Origin of the sequence: Kitasatospora sp. NPDC058243, assembly GCF_042882025.1 — a bacterium.
Lineage (GTDB): Bacteria > Actinomycetota > Actinomycetes > Streptomycetales > Streptomycetaceae > Kitasatospora.
Genome location: NZ_JBHVWW010000016.1, coordinates 108,092 through 131,515, shown reverse-complemented (window position 1 = coordinate 131,515; position 23,424 = coordinate 108,092). Strand labels below are relative to the sequence as shown.

Below are 23,424 nucleotides of genomic sequence, written 5' to 3'. Positions count from 1 at the left end.
CCGCCACGGCACCACCACGCTGTTCGCCGCACTCGAGGTCGCCACCGGCAAGGTCATCGGCTCGCTTCACCGCCGCCACCGGGCCGAGGAGTTCAAGAAGTTCCTGCTCCGGCTGGACAGGGAGGTCCCCGAGGGGCTGGACGTTCACCTGGTGCTGGACAACTACGCCACCCACAAGACCCCGGCGATCAAGACCTGGCTGGTGACGCATCCCCGGTTCCACCTGCACTTCACCCCGACCGGCTCGTCATGGCTGAACCTGGTCGAGCGCTGGTTCGCCGAGCTGACGAACAAGCAGATACGGCGAGGCGTCCACAAGTCCGTCCAGGCCCTCGAAGCCGACATCCGTGACTGGATCGCCACCTGGAACACCGACCCGAAGCCCTACGTCTGGACCAAGACCGCCGACGAGATCCTCGAACGCCTCGCCGGATATCTGAAGCGAATTCCAGACTCAGGACACTAGGCCCTTTCCGGCGGATCACGTGACGGCCTCGTTCTTGGATGATTATTGCTTGTGGGGCGGGGCGATCTGGCAAGCGAGGAGTGGGCGGTTGGGGCCGCAGCTGCCGAAGTCCGGTTGCCGCGGAGGGCGCTGGATCGATCACCGGAAGGTGATCAACGGGATCCTTTTCCGAATACGCACAGGCGTCCCGTGGCGGGACCTGCCCTCGCGGTTCGGGAACTGGAAAACCGTCTACGAGCGCCACCGCCGTTGGTCAGCGGACGGCACGTGGGAAGCCCTCTACCAGGCCGTCCTGACCGACGCCGACGCTCAGGGGCGAATCGACTGGAGCATGGTCGGCGTGGACTCCACCTCGTGTCGTGCCCACCAGCACGCTGCCGGAGCACCGCGCAGGCCGCCACGGCTCCCCAAGCGAAGATCAACGCCCCGGCAGCACCGTCCCGACGAAGGACTCGGACGCTCCAGAGGCGGTTTGACCTGCAAGCTCCGCCTTGCCGGGGAGGGCGGCCTTCGCCCACTGGCCCTGCTGATCACACCGGGCCAGTGGGGCGACAGCCCGCAGCTGATCCCCGTGCTGGAGCGCATCCGGGTCAAGCGCACCGGTGGTGGCCATCCGCGCACACGGCCCGACCACCTCGGTGGCGACAAGGCCTACAGCTCCCGCCGTAACCGCCGCTACCTGCGCAGACGCCAGATCAAGCACACCATCCCCGAACCGAAGGACCAGCGGGCCAACCGCCGGCGCCGCGGCAGTAGAGGAGGCCGACCCACGGGCTTCGACAAGCAGATGTACAAGCGCCGCAACGAAGTCGAGCGCACGATCAACCGCCTCAAGAGCTTCCGGGCCGTGGCGACGCGCTATGACAAGCGGGCCTACGTCTTCCACGGAACCGTCACCGTAGCGGCGATCAGGCTGTGGCTGCGCCCCTGACCGCGTCTCAGTGCGCGGGCTCGGCCAGGAGCAGCGCGTTGAGGGTGGCGTAGTCGAATCCGCCCTCCAGTGTGGTCGTCGTGCCATTCTCCAGCAGTTCGCGGGCAGCCCGGCGGACCAGCCCGTACGCCGCCTCGGCGATGGAGGATCCAGCACTGATGCGGGCGGCTCCCGCCTCGGCGAGCTCGGAGACCGGGAGTGCGCCGGGGCCGGCCAGGACGTTCACCGGCAGGGGTTGAGAGCCCACGAGCGCCCTGACCGTCTCGGCGTCCGGCGTGCCGAGGACGAAGATGCCGTCCGCGCCGGCTGCCGCGTAGGCGCGGGCGCGGGTGAGCGTCTCGTCCAGCCAGGCCGTGTGGTCACCTGGCGGCAGGCGGTGCGTGTCGATGCGGGCGTTGATGAACAGCGGGATGCCGGTCTCGTCCGCGGCCCTGCGGGCGGCTGCGATCCGCTCAGCCTGCTCGTCGACGGGGCGCAGGGTGTCCTCGAGGTTGATCCCCACGGCTCCGGCCGCGAGGACGCCTCGGACAGTCTCGGCCACGCCGTCAGGGCCGGTCGCATAGCCGCGTTCGATGTCGGCGGTGACCGGTACGTCAACAGCGGCCGTGATCCGGGCGATCGCGCCGAGCGCCTGGTCGCGGGTCATGTGATCGCCGTCGCCGCGGCCGAGTGACCAGGCGACCCCGGCACTGGTGGTCGCGATCGCAACAGCACCTGCGTCCGCCACCACACAAGCGGAAGCACCGTCCCACGCATTGGGCAGGACCAGCGGCGTGCCAGGTACATGCAGGGAACGGAACCTCTGTGCCACATCAAGAAGCGTTGCCATAAGCAACATTGCATCACGAGAGCCAGATGGACGATCAAGGCCCACACCCCGTCGACGCCATGATCCGCCGGACAGGGCCTAGAGCTCTCTGTCCGACTCCGTTCACACGGCTCCGCCCGCCGCCCCGGCCCGAGAACGAGGGCCGGAACGACGGGCGGAGCGACGCGCGGGTGCGGTCAGGCCTGGGCGTTGCCCGGCTGGCGGCCGGGGGCGTCGGCGGCGGCGCGCTTGAGGACGGCGGTGTTCGCGATGACGGTGCCGGGCTTGACCCCGGAGACCTCGGTGACCTGGACGCTGCGCTCGCCCAGGAAGGTGTAGGAGCTGCGGTCGAAGATGATCTCGTCGCGGGAACCGGTGGCGGTGTTGGTACGGGCGATCGCGATGCCGGTGCGCCCGGCGGCGTCGGTGGCGCTGTCGACGAGGACGACACCGGGGATGCGGGCCGCAGCCTGGTAGAGCGCAGCGGCGAGCTCGCCGGGGACGGCCTGCTCGCGGATCAGGTCGCCGATGGTGACGAACGCCTGCTGGTCCGGCCCGCTGCCGCTTCCCTTGGTCTCGGTGTAGATCTTCTGCAGCAGTTCCTGCGGGTCGGTGGGCAGGGTGCGCAGGTAGTCGTAGGAGGGTGCGTTCAGGTGGTTGCCGCTGTCCGCCGAGAGTGCCGCGCCGCCTTCCGGGGACTTGCCCTCTTCGGTGAGCCAGCCCGTGCGGCCGTCGGCCGAGTGCCAGATCTGCCGCTGGTGGGGCTTCTCGACCCACACCTTCGACGTGCCGCTGCTGAGGTCGACGGAGCCCGCGAGGTGGGAGACGGTGCTCTCGATGTAGACGTACTGCCCCGGGCGCAGGACGACGTCCGGCGCGGCCTTGGCGGCCAGCGAGATCCGCTCCACCGCGCCGGCCAGGCCTGCGGTGTCGCCCGCCGAGACCTGGATGACGGGCGCGGCGATGCGCTCACTGCCCGCGGGGGTTGCTCCCGGGCTGCCGAGCGTGGTGGCCGCCACGGTGGCGGCGAGGGCGAGGGCCGCCACCGTGGTGGGTACGGCGATCAGCAACCGCCGACGCTTCCTGGCCTCGGGGCGGACCGGCACTGCGGCTTCGGTGGTACGGGTGATCTCGTTCATCAGGAACTCCTCGATCTGGCGCTGCCGGCCGAGCGGGACGGCAGGTGCTCCGGCCGCCGGCAGCAGGTGCCTCAGCTCCGTGTCATCGAGCGGCTGCCGCCGCTGCGGGATGCTGGTCATCTGCTTCACTCCTTGTTCGACCGGGCCGGAACCATCCGGCCACCCTGTACTTGTCCGGCTGCCCGCAGGGGTTCCCGGCGAGTTTTCGAGGCCTGCCGCAGTTCCTTGTCGGCCAGGGCACGCAGCCGGGTCCGGGCCCTGGAGAGCCTGGAGCGCACGGTGCCGACCGGGATGCCGAGGGCCTCGGCGGCCTCGGGGTAGCTGAGGTCCGCCCACACGCACAGCGAGAACACCTCGCGCTCCCCACGACGCAGTTTCTCCAACGCCGTCTTGGCGGCCAGCAGCTGATCGCGGTCGGCGATCCGACCGACCAGCTCGTCGGCGAAGTCCGGGGCGGGTTCGGCGAGCGGCATGCGGGCGAGGGCGGCCGCGTGCCGGCGGGCGGCTCTGGCCCGGTTGCGCAGCACGTTGACGGTGATGCCCATCAACCACGGGCGCGGAGTGACCCCTTCGTCGCGGAGCTTGTCCCGCAGGCGCCAGGCCTCCAGGAAGACCACCGCCATGACGTCCTCGGCACCGGCGCGATCCCCGCTCACCCGGACCGCGTGTGCCAGAACCGCGCGCGAGTGCTCCTGGAACAACTGCCGGAAGGCGTCCGGGTCCCCGGCTCTGATCCGTTCGTGCAGCGAATAGTCCACACCTCTGGTTGTCCTGCCACCACGAAGCAGTTCCAGTGAGCTGCGTCACAGGTGTGCCGGCGACCGGCGGGTGCCTTTCGCGCTGACGACGGGTCCTACGCGCAGGTGCCGAACTGAGCGGCGGCACCCGCGCGGCGGCACCTGAGGCGCTCGGCCCGGTAGCGAGCGGCTGCCCACCGGGCCGTCCCCCGAACGCCACGAGGTGTTCCGGCGAACCCCCCGATGCCGAGAACTCTGCAGCGGCGGCGCATTGTCCGAAAGAGCCCTCTGGGCAGGACATTCAAGTCGGACAACGATGTGAGGGGGCGGGAGAGGCCTGCCAGGGGTGGTGAACGTGGACACGCGGCCGAACGGGACACGGCGCAAGGCCCGGCTGGGCAGACCGGAGCGGTTCGTGGATCCGCAGGCCGGTCCGGTGGAGCGGCTCGCCTGGGAGCTGCGCCAGTTGCGGGACCGGTCGGGCGCACCGAGCTACCGCGTGCTGGCGAAGGAGTCGCACTACTCCGCCAGCACGCTGGCGGAGGCGGCGAAGGGTGAGCGCCTGCCGTCGCTGGCCGTGGTGCTCGCCTACGCGCGGGTGTGCGGCGGGGAGCAGGCGGAGTGGGAGGCCCGCTGGCAGGCGGCGTCCCGGGCCGTCCAAGGGCCGTCCGCCACGGCGCAGGACGGCGGTACGGACCGTGCGGACGGGGGCGGCCCCGCTCTCAGCCCGTACCTGGGACTGGCCGCGTTCGGCACGGGGGACGCCGACATCTTCTTCGGCCGGTCGGAACTGGTGAGCCACCTGGTCCGGCACGTGGGTGAGCACCGGCTGACGGCAGTCGTCGGCGCCTCCGGCAGCGGCAAGTCCTCGCTGCTGCGGGCGGGGCTGCTTCCCCGGCTCGACGAGGCCTGGCACACCGCGCCGCTGGTTCCCGGCGACCGCCCGCTGCGGGCGCTGGCCCTGGCGGTCTGCGCGCTGACGGGCGGTGACGCGGAGGCGCTGTCCCGCGCGCTGGCCGACGAGCCCGCGGCCCTGGGGATCGCGCTGGACACCTGGCTGGTCACGCAGCCCGCCGACCGGCGCGTCGTCCTCGTCGTCGACCAGTTCGAGGAGCTCTTCACCACCTGCGCGGACGCCGGGGAGCGGGAGGCGGCCCTGGCCTGCCTGGCCTGGACGGCCGGCGAGCGCACAACTGGCGACGGGGCCGCCGGCGCAGCCGAGGCCCGGGTACGGGTCGTCATCAGCGTGCGCGCCGACTTCTACGACCGCTGCCTCGCCCACCCCGCCCTGGCCGCCGCCCTCCGCTCCGGCGCCCAGCTGCCGGTCGGCGCACCCACCCGGGCCGAGCTGCGGGACATCGTCGTCGAACCCGCGGCCCGAGCGGGCGTCGTGGTGGACCCCGACCTGCTGGAGGCCGTCCTCGCGGAGGCCACCGGCCAGCCCGGCGCCTTGCCGCTGGTGGCCCACGCGATGCGCGAGACCTGGACCAGGCGCCGCGGGGCCGTCCTGCGGCTGGCCGACTACCGGGCCACCGGCGGCATGCGGGGAGCCATCACCCAGACCGCCGAGGCCATGTACGCCGGTCTCCCGCCGGGCCACCAGGAGGCCATGCGGCTGCTGTTCCTCCGGCTCACCGCCCCGGGCGAGGGCACCGAGGACACCCGCCGCCGCCTGGCCCGGGAGGAACTCGACGGCCTCGCCGACGCCGCGACCGTCGACGACCTCCTGCACCGGCTCGCCGCCGCCCGCCTGATCGTCCTGGCCGACGGCACCGTCGACGTCGCCCACGAAGCGGTCATCCGCGCCTGGCCGCGGCTGCGCCACTGGCTCGACGTCGATCGCGAGGCCCTGCGGACGCACCGCCGGCTCACCCAGGCCGCCCTGACCTGGCACGAACTCCGCCGCGACCCGGGCGCGTTGTACCGGGGAGCGCAGCTCGCCACCGCCCGGGGCTGGTCCCGTACCGGCGGCGCGGCGCTCAATCGGCTGGAGTCCGCCTTCCTGGACGCCAGCACCGCGGCGGACGACCAGCGTGGCCGCCGCCGGCGCCGGACGGTCGTGGCGCTGGCCGTCCTGACCGTGCTCTCCCTGGTGCTGGCGGTGACCGCGTTCGTCCAGGGGGCGCAGTCCGACGCGCAGCGCCGCATCGCGGTCTCCCGCGAACGGGCCGCCCAGTCCAGGCAACTCCTCGAAACGCAGCCCGAGGCCGCGGCGCTGGTCGCGTTGGAGGGCTACCGGGCGGCCCACAGCACCGAGGCCCGCAGCAGCCTGCTGAGCGCCTACGCCGCGTACTCCTCCAACCAGTTCACCGGTCACACCGGCGCCGTGACGGCGGTGGCGTACGCGCCCGACGGCCGGACCCTGGCCACCGGCAGCGCCGACCACACCGTGAAACTGTGGGACACCACCACCCACCGCCTGCTCGCCACCCTGACCGGCCACACCGGCATCGTCAACACGGTCGCCTTCAGCCCCGACGGCCGCACCCTGGCCAGCGCCGGCACCGACAGCACCGTACGGCTGTGGGACGTCGCCTCCGGCCGCACGACGGGCATCCTCACCGGCCACACCGGCGTCGTCTCCTCGGCGGCGTTCTCGCCCGACGGCCGCACCCTGGCCACCGCCGGGTACGACCAGACCGCCCGGCTGTGGGACGTGGCGTCCCAGCGCGCCCTCACCACGCTCACAGGTCACGCCGGTTTCGTACGAGCGGTGGCGTACGCGCCCGACGGCCGCACCCTGGCCACCGGCGGCGCCGACCACACCGTGAAACTGTGGGACACCACCACCCACCGCCTGCTCGCCACCCTGACCGGCCACACCGGCACCGTCGGCACGGTCGCCTTCAGCCCCGACGGCCGCACCCTGGCCAGCGCCGGCGCCGACCGCACCGTACGGCTGTGGGACCTGGCATCGCACGACACCACGGCCGTCCTCGACGGGCACACCCAGGAGGTGAGCCAGGCCGCGTTCACCGCCGACGGCCGCACCCTGACCACGATCGGCCAGGACAACACGGTCGCCCTGTGGGACGTGGCCGAGCGCCGGCTGACCGCCACCCTCCACGAGACCAACACGTCCGCCCCCGCGCTGGCGCTCTCCCCCGACGGCAACGAGCTGGCCACCACCGCCACCGATCACATCGTCCACACGTGGGACCTCAAGACCCGCCGGATCGCCGCCACCTTCAGCGCGACGAACGACCTGGAGGCCGTCGCGACCGTCGCCGCCTACGCCCCCGACGGCCGGACACTCGCCATCGGCCACACCGACGGCTCCGTCACCTTGTGGACCACCACCCCGCCCCGCCCCCTCGTGACCTTCCCGGCGCACAGCCAGGACATCATGCACCTGGCGTTCTCCCCGGACGGCCTCCTGCTGGCCACCGCGAGCTCCGACCGCACGGCGCGGCTGTGGGACGCCGCGTCAGGCCGCCCGGTGGCCACGCTCGAAGGCCACACCGACCAGGTGTCGGGCGTCGCCTTCTCCCCCGACGGCCGCACCCTGGCCACCAGCAGCCTCGACACGACCGTCCGCCTGTGGGACGTGGCGACCCACCAGACGACAGCGGTCCTCCAGGGGCACACCAGCCTGGTCTCCAAGGCCGTCTTCGCCCCCGACGGCCGCACGCTGGCCACCGCCGGATACGACGGGACGGTGCGCCTGTGGGACGTGGCCACGCACCGCACCCTCGCCGTACTGTCCGAGAACACCAACGCCATCGCGTCCCTGGCCTACTCCCCCGACGGCCGCACCCTGGCCACCGGCAGCTCCGACGCCACCGTGCGCCTGTGGGACGTGGCGCAGCGCCGGGCGGTCGCCGCCCTCACCGGCCACATCAACACCGTCTTCTCCGTCACCTTCAGCTCCGACGGCCGCACGCTGGCCAGCACGGACGCCAGCGGCACGGTGTGCCTGTGGGACGTGGCATCACAGCAGGTCAAGGCACTGCTCGTCGGTCACACCAGAGCCGTGCACACGGCCGCCTTCAGCCCCGACCAGAGCACGCTCCTCACCGCCGCCGGCGACGGAGCACGGCTGTGGCCCACGGACGCCGACCGGACCGCCGACCGCATCTGCGACCTGAGCCGGACCAACCACTGGCCCGGATCCCTCTCCGGCACCACCACGGGCGAGGCCTGCCGGTGAGCGGACTCACGGCGGTATCACGACCTGGTGGCCGCACGCTTGCGCCCCCGCTACCCGGACGGCTGGTGGAGCGAGCGGTAGTCGACCTTGCCGTTCCCGTTCCGGGGGAGGCCCGGCAGCCGCACCCAGCGCCGAGGGAGCATCGGATTCGGCAGGCTCGACCGCAGCGATGCGAACAGGTCGTCCTGAAGCGTCCCCGGCTCCGCCGCGTAGTAGGCGACGAGCCGTGCCTCGCCTCCGGCGCCCTCTGCGACCACCGCGCACTCCGTCACACCGGGTATTCCGGAGACAGCGGCCTCCACCTCGTCCAGCTCGACGCGGACGCCGGCGAGCTTGACCTGCCGGTCGGCGCGCCCGGTGCAGTGGACCAGCCCATCGGCGAAGTAGGCCGTGTCCCCCGTGCGGTAGAGCCTGCCGGTGGGTGAGCGGGGGTCGAACTCGTCGACGAAGAACGATGCACCGGTGAGCTCCGGGTCGTTGACGTAGCCCGCCCCCACAGCGCACCCGCCCACCCACAGCTCTCCTGCTTCGCCGGGCTCTGCCGCCCTCCATCCACCGTCTTCCCTGACCAGCAGATAGAGGGCTATGCCGGGTAGGGGGCCACCGGCCGGAAGCTGCGGCAGGGCCAGGTCCGCCGGCCTCACGTGGTGGAGCGCGACGTCGTCGGAGCACTCGCTCGCCCCGTAGGCGTTGAGGAGGTCGGTCTGCGGAAGCGCTCGTAGGACCGCCGCCGCCAGCCCGGGGTCGAGCCGCTCACCCGTCGAGACGAGGCATCGCAGGTCGGGCAGGGCCGGGCCGGAGCGGCGGGCCGCCTGCGCGTCTCGCACGATCCAGCCGACCACGGTGGGGACCAGCTCCATCACGGTGATCCCCCGGCTCTCGGCGTAGCCCACGAGGCGGCGGGCGAACCGGAGGTCCGCCTCGGGAACCACCACGACGGACCCGCCCACGAGCAGGACGGCGAGCATCTGCCAGACGGAGATGACGTGGACCGGCGGCGCGGTGAAGGCGACCCGGTCCGATGCTGTCAGCCGCAGCGCGCCGACCATCGACCGGAGGTGGTTCATCATCCCGAGCTGCTCCACCACCGCGCCCTTCGGCCGGCCGGTGGTTCCGGAGGTGTGGATGACATAGCGCGCCTCGTCGTCCGGCGGTTCGGTCGACAGCGCGAACGACGGCGCGAACAATGGCGCCTCGGCTGTGGACCCGGGTGGCGTCAGCACCGCGATGGAGGCCTCGGCCGCCGCCGCGCGGAGCGGGCTCCCGGCCGCCCCCGACAGGGCGTCGAGCAGGAACAGGCATCGGGGCCGGGCGTTCTCCAGCACCTCCGCCAGCCGGGCCTCGGGCCACCCGGGATCGATCGGCACGTACGTCGCGCCCAGGCTCTCGACGGCCAGGAACACGGCGACGGTGTCCGCGCCCCGGGGGCCGGCGACGGCGATCCGGTCGGCGGAGCCGCACCCTTCGCCGAGGAGGGCTGCACGGATCTGACGGACCCGGACGCACAGGTGGTGGTAGGTGATCTCCTCCGAATCCGCCACCACGGCGACGCGGCACGCGTCCTCGGCCGCCAGCTCACTGACGCGGGCCCAGACGGTCCCCGTTTCCCCGCCCCGGCCCGCGCGCTCGGTCCCCCTCAGAGCACGGCGGACCGCCGACGGCGCCTCGTCGGCGAGCATCGGCAGCCGGTGCAGTTCGGCGCTTCGAGACCGGCATGCTGGGACGCCGGTGTCGACGGGGTGCTCCATGGATGTCCTCCTCCGTTCAACGCGGGTGCGGCGCGGGCCGGGAGCGACCGGCGACCGGCTGTCGTGTCATGTCCTTGGTCCAGGGCCAGGGCGCGTCCGGTGGATCCCTGCGGGTCCGCCACGATCCACCGGAACCGCCCTACCGGGGAAGGTCCGCGCCCGGCTGGGCGAACTGCGCCCGGTACAGACGGGCGTACGCGCCACCGGCGGCGAGCAGCTCCGGGTGCCGTCCCTGTTCCACGATCGAGCCGTTCCGCAGGACGAGAATGGCGTCCGCGTCGCGCACCGTGGACAGTCGGTGGGCGATCACGAAGCAGGTGCGCCCCTCGCTCAGCCGCGCCATGGCCCGTCGGACCAGCAGCTCGGTCCGCGTGTCCACCGCGCTCGTGGCCTCGTCGAGCACCAGGATCGCCGGGTCGGCCAGGAACGCCCGGGCGATGGTGATCAACTGGCTTTCCCCCGCGCTGATCCCGGCGTTCTCGCCGTCGAGTACGGTGTCGTACCCGTCCGGCAGCGTGCGGATGAAGTGGTCCGCGTGGGCGGACCTGGCAGCCAGCTCTATCTGCTCCCGGGTGGCGCCCTCCCGGCCGTACCCGATGTTGTCCGCGATCGATCCTTCGAAGAGCCAGGTGTCCTGGAGCACCGCGCCGATGTGACGCCGCAGAGTGGCGCGCTGCAGCTCCCTGAGGTCGACTCCGTTGAGCGTGATCCGCCCTCCGGTGACGTCGTAGAAGCGCAGCAGCAGGTTGACCAGGGTCGTCTTGCCGGCGCCCGTGGGCCCGACCACGGCGATCGTCCTCCCGGGCTCGACCGTCAGCGAGAAGTCCTCGATCAGCGGGCTCTTCGGCTCGTACCTGAAGCCGACCGACTCGAAGCGGATCAGACCCCGACCCACGACATGCCCTCGTTCGACGGCGTCCGGCGTCTCCTCGACGGCGTCCAGCAGCTCGAAGACCCGGCCGGCCGAGACGACGCCCGACTGCACCACCCCGGCGAGACTGGTCACCTGGGTCAGTGGTCCGCTGAGCTGCCGCGCGTACTGGATGAACGCCTGGACGTCGCCGATCGACATCGTTCCGGAGATCACCCGCAGGCAGCCGACCACGGCGACCACGACATGGCCCAGGTTGTTGACGAAGGTCATCACCGGCTGGCTGCTTCCGCTGAACAGCTGTGCCTGGTAGGCGGATCTGAACACGGCCTCGTTGTGCTCCCGGAAGACTGCCGCCGACCGCTCGCCCTGGTCGAACGCCTTGACCAGGGTGTGGCTGGCGTACATCTCCTCGACGTGGGCGTTCAACCGGCCCATCGCGTTCCACTGCTCGGTGAGGCGGGGTTGCGCCCGTCGGCCGAGCAGCGCGGTGGCCGCCATCGCCGCGGGCACCACCGTGAGGGCGATCACCGCGAGCAGTGGGGACAGCCGGAGCATCACCACCACCAGGCCCAGGATCAGCAGCACCGAATTGGTCAGCTGGCTGAGGGTCTGCTGCAGGGTCTGGACGATGTTGTCGATGTCGTGCGTGATCCGGCTGAGGACCTCGCCGCGCCGGTGCGTGTCGAAGTAGGCGAGCGGAAGCCGGGCCAACTTCGCCTCGGCGTCCGAACGGAGCCGGTAGGCGGAACGCTGGATGGCCTTGGTCGCCTGTCGGCCCTGCAGTACCCAGCAGAGCCCGGAGAGGCCGTACACACCGAGTGCGAGCGAGAGGACCACGGCCACGGGGGCGAGGCCGGCGCCGCCCTGCCCCGGGCCGGAGCCCGATGGCCGCGGCGCCGTTGCCATCGCCACGATCAGGTCGGTGGCGCGCCCCAACAGCAGGGGTCCGGCCACGTTCAGCGTGATGCTCGCGAGCCCGAGGACGAGCATCAGCACGAACGGCCTTTGAAGGCCCACCAGTTCCAGCAACCGACGCGCGGTGGCCAGGAATTCGCCCCGCGGCGGGCCCGTGGGCGTACCCGACCCGGTCCGGGCCTTCTTCGACCGTCCGACGCTCACGTCGTCCGCTCCTCGTCCAGCTGGGATGCGACGATCTCGCGGTACACCGGATTCGAGGCCAGCAACGCGTCGTGAGTCCCGGTACCGACCACCGCCCCGGCATCCAGGACGACGATGCGGTCCGCGTGCCGCACGGTTGCCACCCGCTGTGCCACCACGACGACCGCGGCGCCGGCCGCCTCCACGGCCAGGGCCGCGCGCAGCCGCGCCTCGGTGGTGGAGTCGAGCGCCGAGAACGCGTCGTCGAACAGATAGATCTGCGGACGGTGCACCAGCACCCTGGCGATCGCGAGCCGTTGTCGCTGCCCACCGGAGAAGTTGGTGCCGCCCTGCGCGACCGGTGTGTCGAGGCCCTCGTCCAGCGCCTCGACGAACTCCTTCGCCTGCGCGACCGCGAGTGCGTTCCAGAGCTCCTCGTCCGTGGCGTCGGGCCGTCCGAAGCGCAGATTCGAAGCGATCGAACCGGAGACCAGCGAGGCGTTCTGCGGTACGAGACCGACCGAACGACGCAGCACCGACTGGTCCAGGTCCCGTACGTCCTCGCCCCCCACGCGCACCTGACCGGCCGTCGCGTCGGCGAGTCGCGGCACGAGCCCGAGCAGTGTGCTCTTCCCGCTGCCGGTCGATCCCACGACGGCCGTCGTCTCGCCCGGCGCCGCGGTGAGGTCCACGTCGCGCAGAACGGCCTCCTGGGCGCCCGCGTAGCGGAAGGAGACGCCGCGCAGCTCAAGGTGCCCCGGCCGCGGCTGGGCGTGGAGGGGCTGCCCGGCCGGCCGGACACTGGACTCGGTGGTGAGGACCTCGGCAATGCGTGCGGCGCAGATCTCGGCCCGTGGTACCGCCATGAGCGTGAAGGTGGCAGTGATCACGGCGACCAGGATGAGCGTCAAGTACCCGAGGAAGGCGGTGAGCGCGCCGACCTGGAGGCCGCCGTCCCGGATCCGGTACGCCCCCAGCCAGAGCAGCACCACGCCGAACAGGTTCACCAGCGTCGCCGCCAGTGGAAACATCGAGGACGTCAACAGGCCGGCCCGCACCGAGTGGTGGGTGAGCTCCGCGTTGGCCCGGGTGAACCGCTGCCGCTCGAACTCGTCCCGCGCGAACGCGCGGATCACCCGGATACCGGTGACCTGCTCCCGCAGGACCCGGTTCACCACGTCCATCCCCCGCTGCATGCCGGCGAAGTGCGGCCGCAGTCGGCGCACGACCAGGGCCACGGGCAGACCGAGCAGCGGGACCACGGCGAACAGGGCCGAGGCCATCGGCACGTCCTGTCCGAGAGCGAGCACGACACCGCCGACGGCCGTGATCGGTGCGGCGACGAGGCCGGTCAGTGCCGCCGACACCAGGTTCTGGACCTGCTGGACGTCGTTGGTGGTACGGGTGATGAGCGACGCCGTACCGAAGTTGCCGACCTCACGGGAGGAGAAGCCCTGCACCCGCTGGAAGACCTCCGCCCTGATGTCGCGGCCGACCGCCATCGCGATCCGCGCGCCCAGCCCGACGGCGCCCAACGCGCAGCCGACCTGGAGGAGGGAGACGACGAGCATGAGGCCTCCCCGCCGCAGGACGAAGGCCGGGTCGGCACCGAGCGCGCCGTCGTCGATGATGTCGGCGCTCAGCCTCGGCAGGTAGAGCAGGGCGACCGTCTGCACGAGCTGCAGGGCCATCAGGGACACGAGCTCGCGTCGGTACGGTCGCAAGCCGTTCCGGACGAGGGCGGCCAACGAGCGGGCTCGGGCCCGTCCGCCGGGCACCGGTGGCGGCGTCTCGGCCGGCGGTGGTGGTCGCCTCGCAGCGCGCGTCGTCATCGGCATCCTTGCACCGTCCCGTTCCCGAGCCGCGTCACACCACGGCCCGTGGGCCCGGCACGGTGCTTCGCGCCTTCGGCGTCCGCGACCTCCTGGGGTTGAACAACCGATCCGCGAAGCCCTGTTCCCAGCGGTCGGGCCGGCCGTCCAGTACGCCGTACGTCTCCAGCAGATCCGGATCGGCCGGGCCGAGCTCCGCGGTCAGCGCCGGCGGAACCCCGTCGGGGAACACCTGCCCGGTGTGGTGCAGCGCGTAGCGGATGCTGTCCGCACAGCCGTACCGCCGGACCCGCGACACCAGGGTTTCCAGCTGTTCGCCGGACAGCCGGTTCAGCAACTGGACGAGATCGAGGAACTTGAGGATCGTCAGGTCCTTGCCGATCTCGATGTACATCAGCGTCGTCGCCTCGACGTGCAGTTGGACGCAGACGTCGATGAACTGGTCCACGGCATCGAGCCTGCGGCTCGCCTCGCCGAAGAGCACGGCGTCGACCGCGCGGGCCAGGATCTCGGCGGGATCGACCACCGCCCCGGAACCGGGCTGGAACACGTTGAAGCACGGATCCAGCACGAACACCTCGACGTCGTCGCGTTGGGCCGGCTTGAGGTAGGGAAGCGTCGAATTGGCCAGGCTGACCTTCCACACCATCTGCGTCCGCCGGTCGAAGGGCACCACCAGCTCGGCGTTGCCCGAGAGATGACCCTGCCGGTAGCCCAGCCCTTCGACGACCGAGGTGAACTCCGGTAGCGAGTCCCTGCTCAGCAGCACGTCGAGATCGCCCATCCGGCGCAGTCCCACATCGCCGTAGACGCCCTCGGTGAGCACCGGTCCCTTGCGGATCGCGTAGTCGAGACCGCCGGCGTTCAGGCCCCGGATCACCTTGGCGTACTCGTCGGCGAGCGCGTGGTTGCGTCGCCGGTTGCCCTCGTAGGCGTACGCGTAGATCCAGCGGTAAGGAGCCAGGCTGCGCCCGTCCGCGGAGTGGACCAGGCGGTACGTCAGGAGATTGCGCCCGATGAGCGGCAGGACCCCGTGCCGGCACGCCTGGTCGACCAGCAGCCCCCAGTCGAGGTCCTGGCCGTTGGCCGTCAGGAAGCGGAAGATCCCTTGCTGCTGCGCCGGCTCCAGCCGCGGACGGGCGAGCGCCAGCAGCAGTCTCGCCTCCGGTGACAGGTCTTCCAGGCAGCCGTGCGTCAGGGAGTCGTCGATCGAGCTGTCGGTCACTGCTCTCCTCCATGCGTATCCGGGTTGGTTCGACCACCCGCGACGGCGCGGTCGGATGCCTCGCTGATCTCGTCCCGGTAGCGCTCGGCTCGGACGATGACCCTGTGCAGGACCTCGACCACGCGTACCGGATGCAGGCCGTAGCCGGTCTCGCCGGTCACCATGAGCGCGTCGGCCCCGTCGATGACCGCATTGGCGATGTCCGACACCTCGGCCCGGGTGGGCAGGGTGCTCCGGCGCATCGAGTGCAGGAGCTGGGTGGCGACCACGGAGAGCCTGCCCCGGCCGGCGCACTCCGCCACGATCCGCTTCTGCGCCATCGGGACGTCCTCGAACGGGATCTCGACGGCCAGATCTCCGCGCGCCACCATCAGACCGTCGAAGGCCGAGGCCAGTGACGGCAGCGAAGCCAGGGCGTCGGGGTGCTCGACCTTGCCGATGACCAGCTGGTCGGGCGCGATCGCGTGGACCGCCGCGTAGTCGTCGGCGGAGGCGGCGAAGGAGAGCGCCACCAGGTCGACGCCGAGTGCTCGGGCGAACTCCAGGTCGTCGGCGTCCCGTTCGCAGAGCCCGGCGGGGACGGTGGTCGCCCCCGGGATCGTGACGCCGCGGCCCGACGTCACCGGACCGCCCTGGACGACCGTACACCGCAGCTCGGACGCGGATGCCGCCGTCACGACCAGGACGATCGCACCGTCGTCGATCAGCACCTCGGCGCCAGGGCGGAGCCGCTCCGGCTGCCACGGATGCGTGGTCCAGGTGCGATGGGACGCCGCCTCGACCGGCTTGGCACACAGCGTGACGACCTCGCCCGGTTGCCACTGCGCCTGGCCGTCCGGGAGCGCCCCGAGCCGGTTCTTCCTCCCCTGGAGGTCGGCGAGCAGAAGGACCCGCCGGCCGATGTCGGCCGACACCTCGCGGATGTCGCGCACGGCGGTCGCATGCTGCTCGCGGGTGCCGTTGCCCATGCTCAGACGGACGACGTCCACACCGGCCCGCAGTACGTTCTCCAGGCAGGGCCGCGTCCCGCTGACCGGGCCGAGTGTCGCGATGATGGCGGTCCGCCGCCCGGGAAAGCTGCTCAGCACAGTCGGAGGTCCTTTACGCTGCATCGGTGGTACTCCCGGTGGAAGCCCTCCGGATCCGTCATCGCCACCGGCGTCACCCCGTGGAGGACTCCGGCGGTCGGCAGGTTGTTCACGAAGACGATCCGATCGGGCCCCAGCGCCCCGACGGTCGTTCCGCACTCGGCCAACGCCGACTCGCAGTGGTCGGCCCGCAGCACGGGCTTGCGGCCGTCGGTGAGTTCGTCGGACCACTCGAAGACCTCGTCGAAGCGCAGCGAACGCTGACGCAGGTACGGACGCATGTCGATGAGTTGCAGCTCACCACCGGTGAAGCCGGTGACCGGACCGTACAGGTGCGAGAAGAGCAGCGCATCGCAGTCGGTGTGGAAGCGCTTGAAGCTCCAGCTGGTGCCGTAGAGCTCGATCGGGATGGCACCGTCCGAGATGGTACCGACCTTGATCCGGAAGTCGCTCTCCTCGCCTCCGCGGGCGGTTCGGCGCCGGAACACCTCCCACACCGCTCGGAAGAGCGCTTGGTGATAGGTCCGCGCCTGTTCCAGCGTGAAGTGGCGCGGGACACCGCTCACCAGGGCGGCCCCCGGACCGGCCGGGTCGCCGCTCCTGGACAGCAGGTCCACGATCGCGGACGCGAGTTCCGCGCCGACCGCCTCCGGGTGGACCGGAGCGGGGAGGTCCTCGCCCAGGACGATCTCCCATCCCGCGAACGGCGTCCGGCGCTCCAGCGGCGGCTGGTCGGGCGGTTGGTCGGGCGGTTGGTCCGCCAGCGAACTCAGCGCGGATCTGCGCAGGGCCATCATGTCGGTACCCGAGCCCATCGGTCAGTCCTCCAGACCATCGGTCAGATCATCGGTCGAGTCGGGCACGTCGGCGTCCACGGCGTCCACGGCGTCCATGGCGTCCATGGCGTCCAGCGATTCCCACAGCGCGGCACGGACCTCGTCCGACGGGCGCGTTCCATCGACCTCGCGCAGGAGCGATCGCTCGGCGAAATAGGCGCGCAGATCGCCGATGATGCGGTGGTAGTCGGCCAGACGCCGTTCGAAACTGGCTGCGGCATCGTCTCGGCGACGCATCACGCCGCCGCCGCAACCAGGGCAGGCGGGGGCGTCCGGGGCGTCCGTCGTCGCTCCGCACTCCACACAGAGACGGCGGTTCGCCACCCGGGTGCGTGCCGTGCCGTCCGGCACGGTCACGACGGCGAATCCGGTCACCCGCACGTCCCGGTCGGCAGCGGTGCGCAGCAGGTCGTCGCATTGCGGAAGATCGCGGGGGTAGCCCTCCACCGCCACGACCCGCACGGCGGCCGGCAGGTGGTCGAGGAAGTGGGCGAACTCCAGCCGCACGAGCTCGTCGGGGAGCAGTTCCTGACGCAGCAGGGTCTCGCGCATCCGCGTGCCGAGCGGGTGGCCGGCCGCCGCGAGCCGGAGCCCGTAGTCCCGCACGCCGAAGCGGGCCAGATCGGGGTGCCGGTCGTCGAGTGCCATCAGCGCCGTCGACTTTCCGGCGCCCGGCGGTCCGGTGACCAGGACGGCGTTCGGTGGAGTTCCGTTGCGCATGTCAGTCCCGCCCGGTTCCGGGGGGACGCTGCTCGGAGCGTGCCGAGAACAACGCCCAGGCGCGCTCGACCGTCTCGCGATCGGCCGTGACCCTTCCCTCGGCCAGGTGGATCTCCAGTGCGCGCAGGGTCGCGTAGAGCCGCCGGTCGGGTTCGGCCAGAAGGAGCTCGGTCAGGTGGTAGAGCTGGTTGGTGTCGGCGGCCATCCGGAGCGAGTCCGGGAACTCGTCGGCCAGGAGCCTCGCCAGGTCCTGGGGACCGTTGTCGACCAGGTACACCGTCAGCGGATCGGCGTAGAGGTACTCGATGGCCTGTTCCCAGTCGTCCGTCCGACGGACGTTGGGGCATCGGTGCGGGTCGTTTCCTTCCAGGATGCGAACCCTTCCGTCGTCCTCGATGAGGCACGCCAGCCCCTCCAAGTGGCGGACCTGCGGGCCGTTGTAGGTGCGAGCCGGCACACTCTTGCCCTGCTCGGTCTCGAACCGCCGGCCGAACACCTCGGCCAGGGACTGCTCGGGAAGGCTGACCGGCAACCGGGACAGCTTCCGTTGGTTCATCCGGCCTTCGACGATCAGGTTCTTGAAATAGACGAGGACTGTCCGCCCGTCCGGCAGATGAATCCTCCGCTGGTAGTCGTCCATCTCGGTGAGCTCTCCGCCGAGCGCCGCCGCGAGCTTCTCGGTGGTCGAATCACCGCCGAGGAGAACGGATCTGACGTAGCAGCCGACGTCCCGTAGGCCGTCCTCACCGAGCAGGCGGATGACCCTGGCTGCCGGCTCGACGCCGATCCGCTGGGCGTGGAACCAGTCGAGACTGATGCGGATGGTGAAGTTCGCCCTGGCCAGGTGCGCGGGCCGGGTGCGCCATGCGTCCACCAGGCTGCGCACCCGCCGACCGGTCTCGTCCTCGTCCGCGGCGAAATGCGCGCTGGTGATGAGCTCGATCTCCTCGAGACCGGGTGAGTCGACCTCATGGACGAACCGCTCGCAGAACTCCGGCTCGACCATGGGCTCGCCACCACCGGACAGCACGGCCTTCCACAGTCCCATGCCGTTCATCAGCTTCAGGACCGGAGCCGGATCCCGGGCGACGCTGTACCTGCTTAACCGATTTAGTGACATCGGTGCGGCGTAGTTGCAGTGCCCGCAGCCGACCGGACACTCCGATGACGGCCAGACGTAGCAGGTCGTGCCGGTGGTCGGCCCGTGCTCCGTGTATCGGGTCAGCGAGGCGATGACCTGATCACGGCACTCGGTGAGTGCCGAATCATTCACGGCCGAAGCCGAATTCGCTTCCCGCTTGAACAGGGATTCAGGCATGATGGCGCCCTCCGCTCGCATCTGAATTGACCGGCAGGTCGGCGACGGCCGCCCAGACCGCACCTGCCGTTTTGAACGTTTCGGAAACGAGCCGCTCGTCCGGTACGGAGATGCCCATCCCTTCCTCCAGATCCATCACCAGATTCACCATGGCAAGGGAGTCCAGACCCAGGTCCGCCAGCAATTCGTCTGCCGAGACCGGCCCGTCGGCCATCGGCAGGTGCCGACGGAGAATTTCCTCGAATTCCGCCGGCCAAGTCATCGCGGACCGTCCTCGTCGTCAACGGTCGAGTCGATGACGGACATCAGGTCAGCGGGCAGGACGGTGACATCGCGATCGAGTAGCGCGAGCGCCCCGTTCATGGTGAGCAGGCGGTCGTTGTTGAAATTCAGGCGCGCCGACCGAAGATCGCGGAAGTTCCGCTCAAGAGGGATTCCGGCATCCCGGCTGTAGCCCTCGAACAGCCCGGCGATCTAGAGCAGGCGATCCGCGGCCCTGAACGTCAGTTCCGAGGAGACGACTTTGAGATTGTTGAGATGGATCTGGGTCGCCGTCCCGCTCAGTGACGACCCCTCTCGCCGACGTGCCAGGATCTCGTCCCGGACGGTGCCGAGATAGGCGGCGACGAGTTCGACATCGATCCTGGCCCGTGCGATCCGCTCGGCCACCAGGTCGGTCAGACGGCCCACGCCAGGTGCCCGGCCGGGATCATGCTCTCCACGGCGACGGTCCTGAAGTCGCCCGGACTCCCCACGACCTGCCAGGCAGGCACCGTACCCGCCAGCTTCATCCCCCGGCTCTCGGTACCCCGCATCCCCAAGGTGTTCCAGGCGCCCGAGGGGGCCACGGAAAGCTGGTGCCGGTCGGCGTAGCACAGGGTGACCCGGTGGTCGGCGGCGTCGGGCGACTCGCACATGGTCACCAGGAATCCCTCGGCATGGGCGCCGCCGGTGACGATCGGCGCCTCACGCTCGAATCCCAGCTGCTCCCCCGCCCCGTTCAGGGCGGCTCGCCCGCTGAGCAGGTGTCCGCCCTTGCCCGGCTCGGTGGTCACCGACGCGAGGTACACCTCTCCCGACGCCAGCCGCGGAAGCAGCTCGTCCCGCAGCCGCGCCGAGCCGAAGCGCACGATGCAGTCGACCTGCTGGCAGTGCATCGCCCAGATCATCGCCGTCGAGGAGCAGCCCGACGCCAGCAGGCCCGCCACGGCCACGAGGTCGCCGAGATCTCCTCCCAGTCCGCCGTACTCCTCGGGTACGAGAAGTCCCATCAGGCCGTTCGCCCGCAAGAGCCCGACAGCCTCCTCCGGGAACCGGGCGGAGTCGTCCGTCCCGGCAGCTTGAGCCCGGATATCCGGAAGTACAGCGCGGGCCTTCCGGCAGGCAGCCGCTGATGTTCTGCTTCTCATCTCATCCACCCCGTTCATTCACATCGCCGGACGCCGGTGCACTGGGTGCACCGGCGAGTCCGCGGACGGTATGGCATCGATCCAGGCCTGATATCGCACGGCCTCGGCTCGCCTTCCCGCCGACCGCGGAGAAGGCATGTCATCGATTCGAAACGACCGAATGCTCGACGCAGCCCCCCCCTGGAGCTATCTGCGTCGGCCCGCCCATGCGGCTCCGGCGGATCCCTCGTGGATGCCGGAGCTCCTGCGTCATCGGTCTGTGCCCGCCCCATACAAGGACAGTGGTCGAGGATATGTCAACCACCTTTTCAACCAGGGCTACGAGCTTCACACACCTTCCCCGAAGTGCCGGTCCGAGGCCCGGATCCGCCTTCCTCCTCCGGAATCGCCCAGGCCGAAACCCGTGGCAAGCCGCCCCACCGTCCGCCGGCCCGGATCTCGGTCCACCGAAGATCAGCAGCTCAGACGGTGGTCGCCGGGATGCCGGCAGGCCCCTCGCCGAGGTGCCCGCAGCCGCCCGCACCCCCTGGACGCCGGACGCGCCGCGAAGACACCGCCAACCTCCCGTTGCGCGAATGAACTTGTGATGGCCAGCCTGCTAAAGCGTTTAAGTTCCCATTGGTATGGACCATTTTGGTATGGACCATTTATCTCGCTCTTCCGAGCGCGTCCAGCAGGAGCTGCCCCCTGACCGACTGAACCGCCAGCTCAGGCATCCCGGCAACGGCCGTCCCCCACCGGCCGAAGCTGCTACCCGGCTGGCGGACGCCACCGCGACGGCCCGGGCCGGGGCATGACGGCCCCAGGGCCGAGCGGACGAACGGCGAGGGGTCCGTCGCCATGCCCGTGCGCCGTCCACCGCCCGACCCGGAACGGCGCACGGGCAGGCACGCCCCAGCAGCAGGTACCGAGTGGTTCTTCGTCCCGGATCCGGTGGTGACAACGACAGTGCCAGGAAAGAACGAACTCCCGACCGTCCTCCAAAGTGATCACAACACCTATCTGGCCGGCGCGTTACCGCTCTGCGTGATCCTCGCGGACGAGGCCATGAGGCCATGGTTCTACTCGCAGTACATCCAGCTCTATGCCATGGGTTCCGACTCCCAACAGAAGGCGCCACACCTGGACTTCCACAGCTCACTGACCTGTCGGGAAGTCCTGCACACCCGGACACTGGACCGCGCGGCCGCCGGGCGCATCGGCCGCATCGTTGCGTTCCTCCGAAGCTGTATCGACTCCGGCCGGCACGTCATCGTCTTCGTGGACGACTCCTTCCTGCGGGGGGAGCCGCGTCCCTTCGTCCATGAGCTTCTCGTCCACGGCTACGACGACCGGTCGGAGCAGCTCCGCGTCGTCGGCTTCGGCGGTGCGATCGGACGGCCCGGAAGCCAGCGGTTCCAGACCCTGGAGTTCGGCTACCGGGCTTTCGAGGAAGCCTTCGAACGAGCGCTGTCCCTGAGAGGGTGTTCGATACCGATTTAGGCTGCCGCGAGGGGTTTCGGGCGGAGGTATTGCCCGGTTCTGTCCGGGCTGGCTGTCAGACGGTTGGTCATGGAGTTCACCATGGCCCACTGGATCATCGAGCGTGACCGGTCCGGCAGTTCCTCATAGTCGCGGTGAAGCCGTCGATACCGGGACATGATCCCGAAGGTCTGCTCCACGCGCCAGCGGATCGGCTGCACGACGAAGCCCTTCTGCTCCTTGTCCCGAGCGACGACCTCGACATCTATGTCGAGGTCGTCGCCGTGCCTGACGACGGCGTTGTTGTAGCCGGCGTCCACCCACACCTTGGTCACGGTGGGCCACTGGGCGGCGAGGGCGTCCAGGACCTGCTTACCGCCCGCGGAGTCCTGTACGCCCGCGGCGGTGACGATAAGGACCAGGATCAGGCCAAGGGTGTCGGTGGCGATATGGCGCTTGCGGCCCTTGACCCGCTTCCCGCCGTCCCAGCCCTGGCTGTCGGCCGGGGCGTTCGGCGATGCCTTCACCGACTGGGCGTCGACGATCGCGGCGCTCGGCAGGATCCGGCGGCCCTTCTTCGCCCGCAGCTGGTCACGGAGCGTGTCGTGGATCCGCTCGGTGGTGCCGTCGCGTTCCCACTCCTTGAAGTAGCCGTAGACGGTGGTGTGGGGCGGGAAGTCGTGCGGCAAGTAGCGCCAGGCGATGCCGGTGCGTGCGACGTAGAGGATCGCGTTCACCACCTCACGCAGCGCTGTCGTGGGCTCACGCCCTTCGGCGCGGGTTCGTCGCCACTCCACCAGCACAGGCTCGATGAGCTCCCACTGATCGTCCTTCAGGTCCGAGGGATACCTGCGTCGTTCCGTCACGTTTGATGAATATCGCGGACACGGGCCCTGCCGCTACGAGATCCTGGAACCGAGTCCATGCCGCAAGAGCCAAAGCCGGACAGTTGGGGGGAATCCCCTATCGAACACCCTCTGACGGCACCGAACTCCGACTTCGCCGCGATCCGCTACCCCGTCCAGCTCCTCCAGCGTGTGCGGACGCGCCCGGCGTTCGATCCCGGGCGGCTGTGGACCGAGCTGTCGAGCTACCTGGAGGCACCCGAGCTGGACATCTTCCGCGCCGGTACCGAGTACTGGTGGTGGTCCCCACCGAAGCCCGAGGCCCAACCGCCCGACTTCACCGTCTCGTCGGGGTTCGAGGTCCATGGCAGGTTCCTACGCCATCTGAAGGCCGTCGAGGCGGGAGACCACCTCATCGACTACCGGCAGTTCCACCTCCTCTGGGAACACAAGACGGCCGTCCTGCGCCGACTGGAACACCTCGCCCGGGAGTTCGACCTCCAGGGCGGCCTGGACGACGTGATCTCCGGTTGCCGCCGCCGCGCACAGGAGTTCCTCGACCTCAGGCTCAAGGTCCTGATGGCCCTCAACGGCAGGAGCACACCCCAGGCAATGGCCCAAGGGGTATCCCTCGTCACACGTACTCTCCACGAGGAGCCGGAAGCACTGTCCCGTGCCAGGGACGTCGTGGCCGGCCTGCGCTGAGCGGCTCACGTCACCGAGTCGCGAAGCGGGCGTG

The 23,424-nt window shown here is 70.6% G+C and carries 20 protein-coding genes; 5 read left to right on the top strand and 15 right to left on the bottom strand.

Annotated elements, in window-relative coordinates; genetic code table 11:
- On the top strand, nt 1-466 hold a 466-nt coding region (locus tag ACFVX9_RS14115), incomplete at its 5' end, for an IS630 family transposase (protein WP_387981806.1).
- Nucleotides 467-517: 51 nt separating this feature from the next.
- A protein-coding gene (locus tag ACFVX9_RS14110; RefSeq protein WP_387981805.1) for an IS5 family transposase occupies nt 518-1,397 on the top strand; the annotation gives its coding sequence in 2 pieces (ribosomal slippage) (nt 518-552 and nt 551-1,397; 882 coding nt in all).
- A gap of 7 nt (nt 1,398-1,404) precedes the next feature.
- On the opposite strand, the gene ACFVX9_RS14105 is transcribed toward ACFVX9_RS14110, so the two are convergent.
- From ACFVX9_RS14105 to ACFVX9_RS14095, 3 genes are all read right to left on the bottom strand, one after another.
- A complete protein-coding gene (locus tag ACFVX9_RS14105) occupies nt 1,405-2,226 on the bottom strand; it encodes an isocitrate lyase/phosphoenolpyruvate mutase family protein (RefSeq protein WP_387981812.1) in 822 nt (273 codons plus the stop codon).
- Nucleotides 2,227-2,402: 176 nt separating this feature from the next.
- A complete protein-coding gene (locus ACFVX9_RS14100) occupies nt 2,403-3,464 on the bottom strand; it encodes a CU044_5270 family protein (protein WP_380368479.1) in 1,062 nt (353 codons plus the stop codon).
- A gap of 5 nt (nt 3,465-3,469) precedes the next feature.
- Complete coding sequence (locus tag ACFVX9_RS14095; protein ID WP_380368481.1) at nt 3,470-4,102, bottom strand: RNA polymerase sigma factor; 633 nt, start codon at nt 4,100-4,102, stop codon at nt 3,470-3,472.
- A gap of 334 nt (nt 4,103-4,436) precedes the next feature.
- On the opposite strand from ACFVX9_RS14095, the gene ACFVX9_RS14090 reads away from it, so the two are divergent.
- Nucleotides 4,437-8,231: a cytochrome D1 domain-containing protein gene (locus tag ACFVX9_RS14090; RefSeq protein WP_387981803.1), complete on the top strand. Its 3,795-nt coding sequence runs from the start codon at nt 4,437-4,439 to the stop codon at nt 8,229-8,231.
- A gap of 50 nt (nt 8,232-8,281) precedes the next feature.
- On the opposite strand, the gene ACFVX9_RS14085 is transcribed toward ACFVX9_RS14090, so the two are convergent.
- The 11 genes from ACFVX9_RS14085 to ACFVX9_RS14035 form a co-directional block, all read right to left on the bottom strand.
- Complete coding sequence (locus ACFVX9_RS14085) at nt 8,282-9,979, bottom strand: amino acid adenylation domain-containing protein (protein WP_387981802.1); 1,698 nt, start codon at nt 9,977-9,979, stop codon at nt 8,282-8,284.
- 139 nt (nt 9,980-10,118) lie between these two features.
- Nucleotides 10,119-11,972: an ABC transporter ATP-binding protein gene (locus ACFVX9_RS14080; protein ID WP_387981800.1), complete on the bottom strand. Its 1,854-nt coding sequence runs from the start codon at nt 11,970-11,972 to the stop codon at nt 10,119-10,121.
- Nucleotides 11,969-13,642, bottom strand: coding sequence for an ABC transporter ATP-binding protein (locus ACFVX9_RS14075; protein ID WP_380368488.1), 1,674 nt, complete (start codon nt 13,640-13,642; stop codon nt 11,969-11,971). The genes ACFVX9_RS14080 and ACFVX9_RS14075 overlap by 4 nt, the downstream gene beginning before the upstream one ends.
- 175 nt (nt 13,643-13,817) lie before the next feature.
- Entirely contained in the window at nt 13,818-15,008 is a 1,191-nt protein-coding gene (locus ACFVX9_RS14070) for a nucleotidyltransferase family protein (RefSeq protein ID WP_387981798.1), read from the bottom strand.
- Nucleotides 15,005-16,096, bottom strand: coding sequence for a pyruvate kinase (gene pyk / locus ACFVX9_RS14065; protein WP_380423550.1), 1,092 nt, complete (start codon nt 16,094-16,096; stop codon nt 15,005-15,007). Before pyk ends, ACFVX9_RS14070 begins: the two co-directional genes overlap by 4 nt.
- On the bottom strand, nt 16,090-16,911 hold the full coding sequence (locus ACFVX9_RS14060) for a hypothetical protein (protein WP_380368492.1): 822 nt from the start codon (nt 16,909-16,911) through the stop codon (nt 16,090-16,092). Before ACFVX9_RS14060 ends, pyk begins: the two co-directional genes overlap by 7 nt.
- 3 nt (nt 16,912-16,914) lie before the next feature.
- The gene (locus ACFVX9_RS14055; RefSeq protein ID WP_387981796.1) at nt 16,915-17,652 is read right to left on the bottom strand and encodes an adenylate kinase family protein; all 738 of its coding nucleotides are present in this window, start codon (nt 17,650-17,652) and stop codon (nt 16,915-16,917) included.
- Nucleotide 17,653: 1 nt separating this feature from the next.
- Complete coding sequence (locus ACFVX9_RS14050) at nt 17,654-18,970, bottom strand: hypothetical protein (protein ID WP_387981794.1); 1,317 nt, start codon at nt 18,968-18,970, stop codon at nt 17,654-17,656.
- Nucleotides 18,963-19,232 (bottom strand): acyl carrier protein, encoded by a 270-nt coding sequence (locus tag ACFVX9_RS14045; protein WP_380368502.1) that lies wholly within the window; start codon nt 19,230-19,232, stop codon nt 18,963-18,965. Before ACFVX9_RS14045 ends, ACFVX9_RS14050 begins: the two co-directional genes overlap by 8 nt.
- 212 nt (nt 19,233-19,444) lie before the next feature.
- Nucleotides 19,445-19,660 carry a hypothetical protein gene (locus tag ACFVX9_RS14040; RefSeq protein WP_387981792.1) on the bottom strand — a complete coding sequence of 72 codons (216 nt, stop codon included), beginning with the start codon at nt 19,658-19,660 and terminating at the stop codon, nt 19,445-19,447.
- Nucleotides 19,648-20,379, bottom strand: coding sequence for an acyl-CoA dehydrogenase family protein (locus ACFVX9_RS14035; RefSeq protein WP_387981791.1), 732 nt, complete (start codon nt 20,377-20,379; stop codon nt 19,648-19,650). The genes ACFVX9_RS14040 and ACFVX9_RS14035 overlap by 13 nt, the downstream gene beginning before the upstream one ends.
- Before the next feature lie 840 nt (nt 20,380-21,219).
- On the opposite strand from ACFVX9_RS14035, the gene ACFVX9_RS14030 reads away from it, so the two are divergent.
- The gene (locus tag ACFVX9_RS14030) at nt 21,220-21,861 is read left to right on the top strand and encodes a hypothetical protein (protein ID WP_387981790.1); all 642 of its coding nucleotides are present in this window, start codon (nt 21,220-21,222) and stop codon (nt 21,859-21,861) included.
- Here ACFVX9_RS14030 and ACFVX9_RS14025 read toward each other — a convergent pair.
- A complete protein-coding gene (locus ACFVX9_RS14025) occupies nt 21,858-22,706 on the bottom strand; it encodes an IS5 family transposase (RefSeq protein WP_387981788.1) in 849 nt (282 codons plus the stop codon). The genes ACFVX9_RS14030 and ACFVX9_RS14025 overlap by 4 nt on opposite strands.
- Before the next feature lie 171 nt (nt 22,707-22,877).
- Between ACFVX9_RS14025 and ACFVX9_RS14020 the strand changes: the two genes are divergently transcribed.
- Nucleotides 22,878-23,390 (top strand): hypothetical protein, encoded by a 513-nt coding sequence (locus tag ACFVX9_RS14020; protein ID WP_387981787.1) that lies wholly within the window; start codon nt 22,878-22,880, stop codon nt 23,388-23,390.
- The last annotated feature ends 34 nt before the right edge of the window (nt 23,391-23,424 follow it).

Bases quoted from the DNA above. Each gene is read 5' to 3' on its own strand.
- ACFVX9_RS14105 (WP_387981812.1), bottom strand. From the start codon at position 2,226: ATGGCAACGCTTCTTGATGTGGCACAGAGGTTCCGTTCCCTGCATGTA.
- ACFVX9_RS14100 (WP_380368479.1), bottom strand. From the start codon at position 3,464: ATGACCAGCATCCCGCAGCGGCGGCAGCCGCTCGATGACACGGAGCTG.
- ACFVX9_RS14085 (WP_387981802.1), bottom strand. From the start codon at position 9,979: ATGGAGCACCCCGTCGACACCGGCGTCCCAGCATGCCGGTCTCGAAGC.
- ACFVX9_RS14075 (WP_380368488.1), bottom strand. From the start codon at position 13,642: ATGGCCCTGCAGCTCGTGCAGACGGTCGCCCTGCTCTACCTGCCGAGG.
- ACFVX9_RS14060 (WP_380368492.1), bottom strand. From the start codon at position 16,911: ATGGGCTCGGGTACCGACATGATGGCCCTGCGCAGATCCGCGCTGAGT.
- ACFVX9_RS14055 (WP_387981796.1), bottom strand. From the start codon at position 17,652: ATGCGCAACGGAACTCCACCGAACGCCGTCCTGGTCACCGGACCGCCG.
- ACFVX9_RS14050 (WP_387981794.1), bottom strand. From the start codon at position 18,970: ATGCCTGAATCCCTGTTCAAGCGGGAAGCGAATTCGGCTTCGGCCGTG.
- ACFVX9_RS14045 (WP_380368502.1), bottom strand. From the start codon at position 19,232: ATGACTTGGCCGGCGGAATTCGAGGAAATTCTCCGTCGGCACCTGCCG.
- ACFVX9_RS14035 (WP_387981791.1), bottom strand. From the start codon at position 20,379: ATGAGAAGCAGAACATCAGCGGCTGCCTGCCGGAAGGCCCGCGCTGTA.
- ACFVX9_RS14030 (WP_387981790.1), top strand. From the start codon at position 21,220: ATGCCCGTGCGCCGTCCACCGCCCGACCCGGAACGGCGCACGGGCAGG.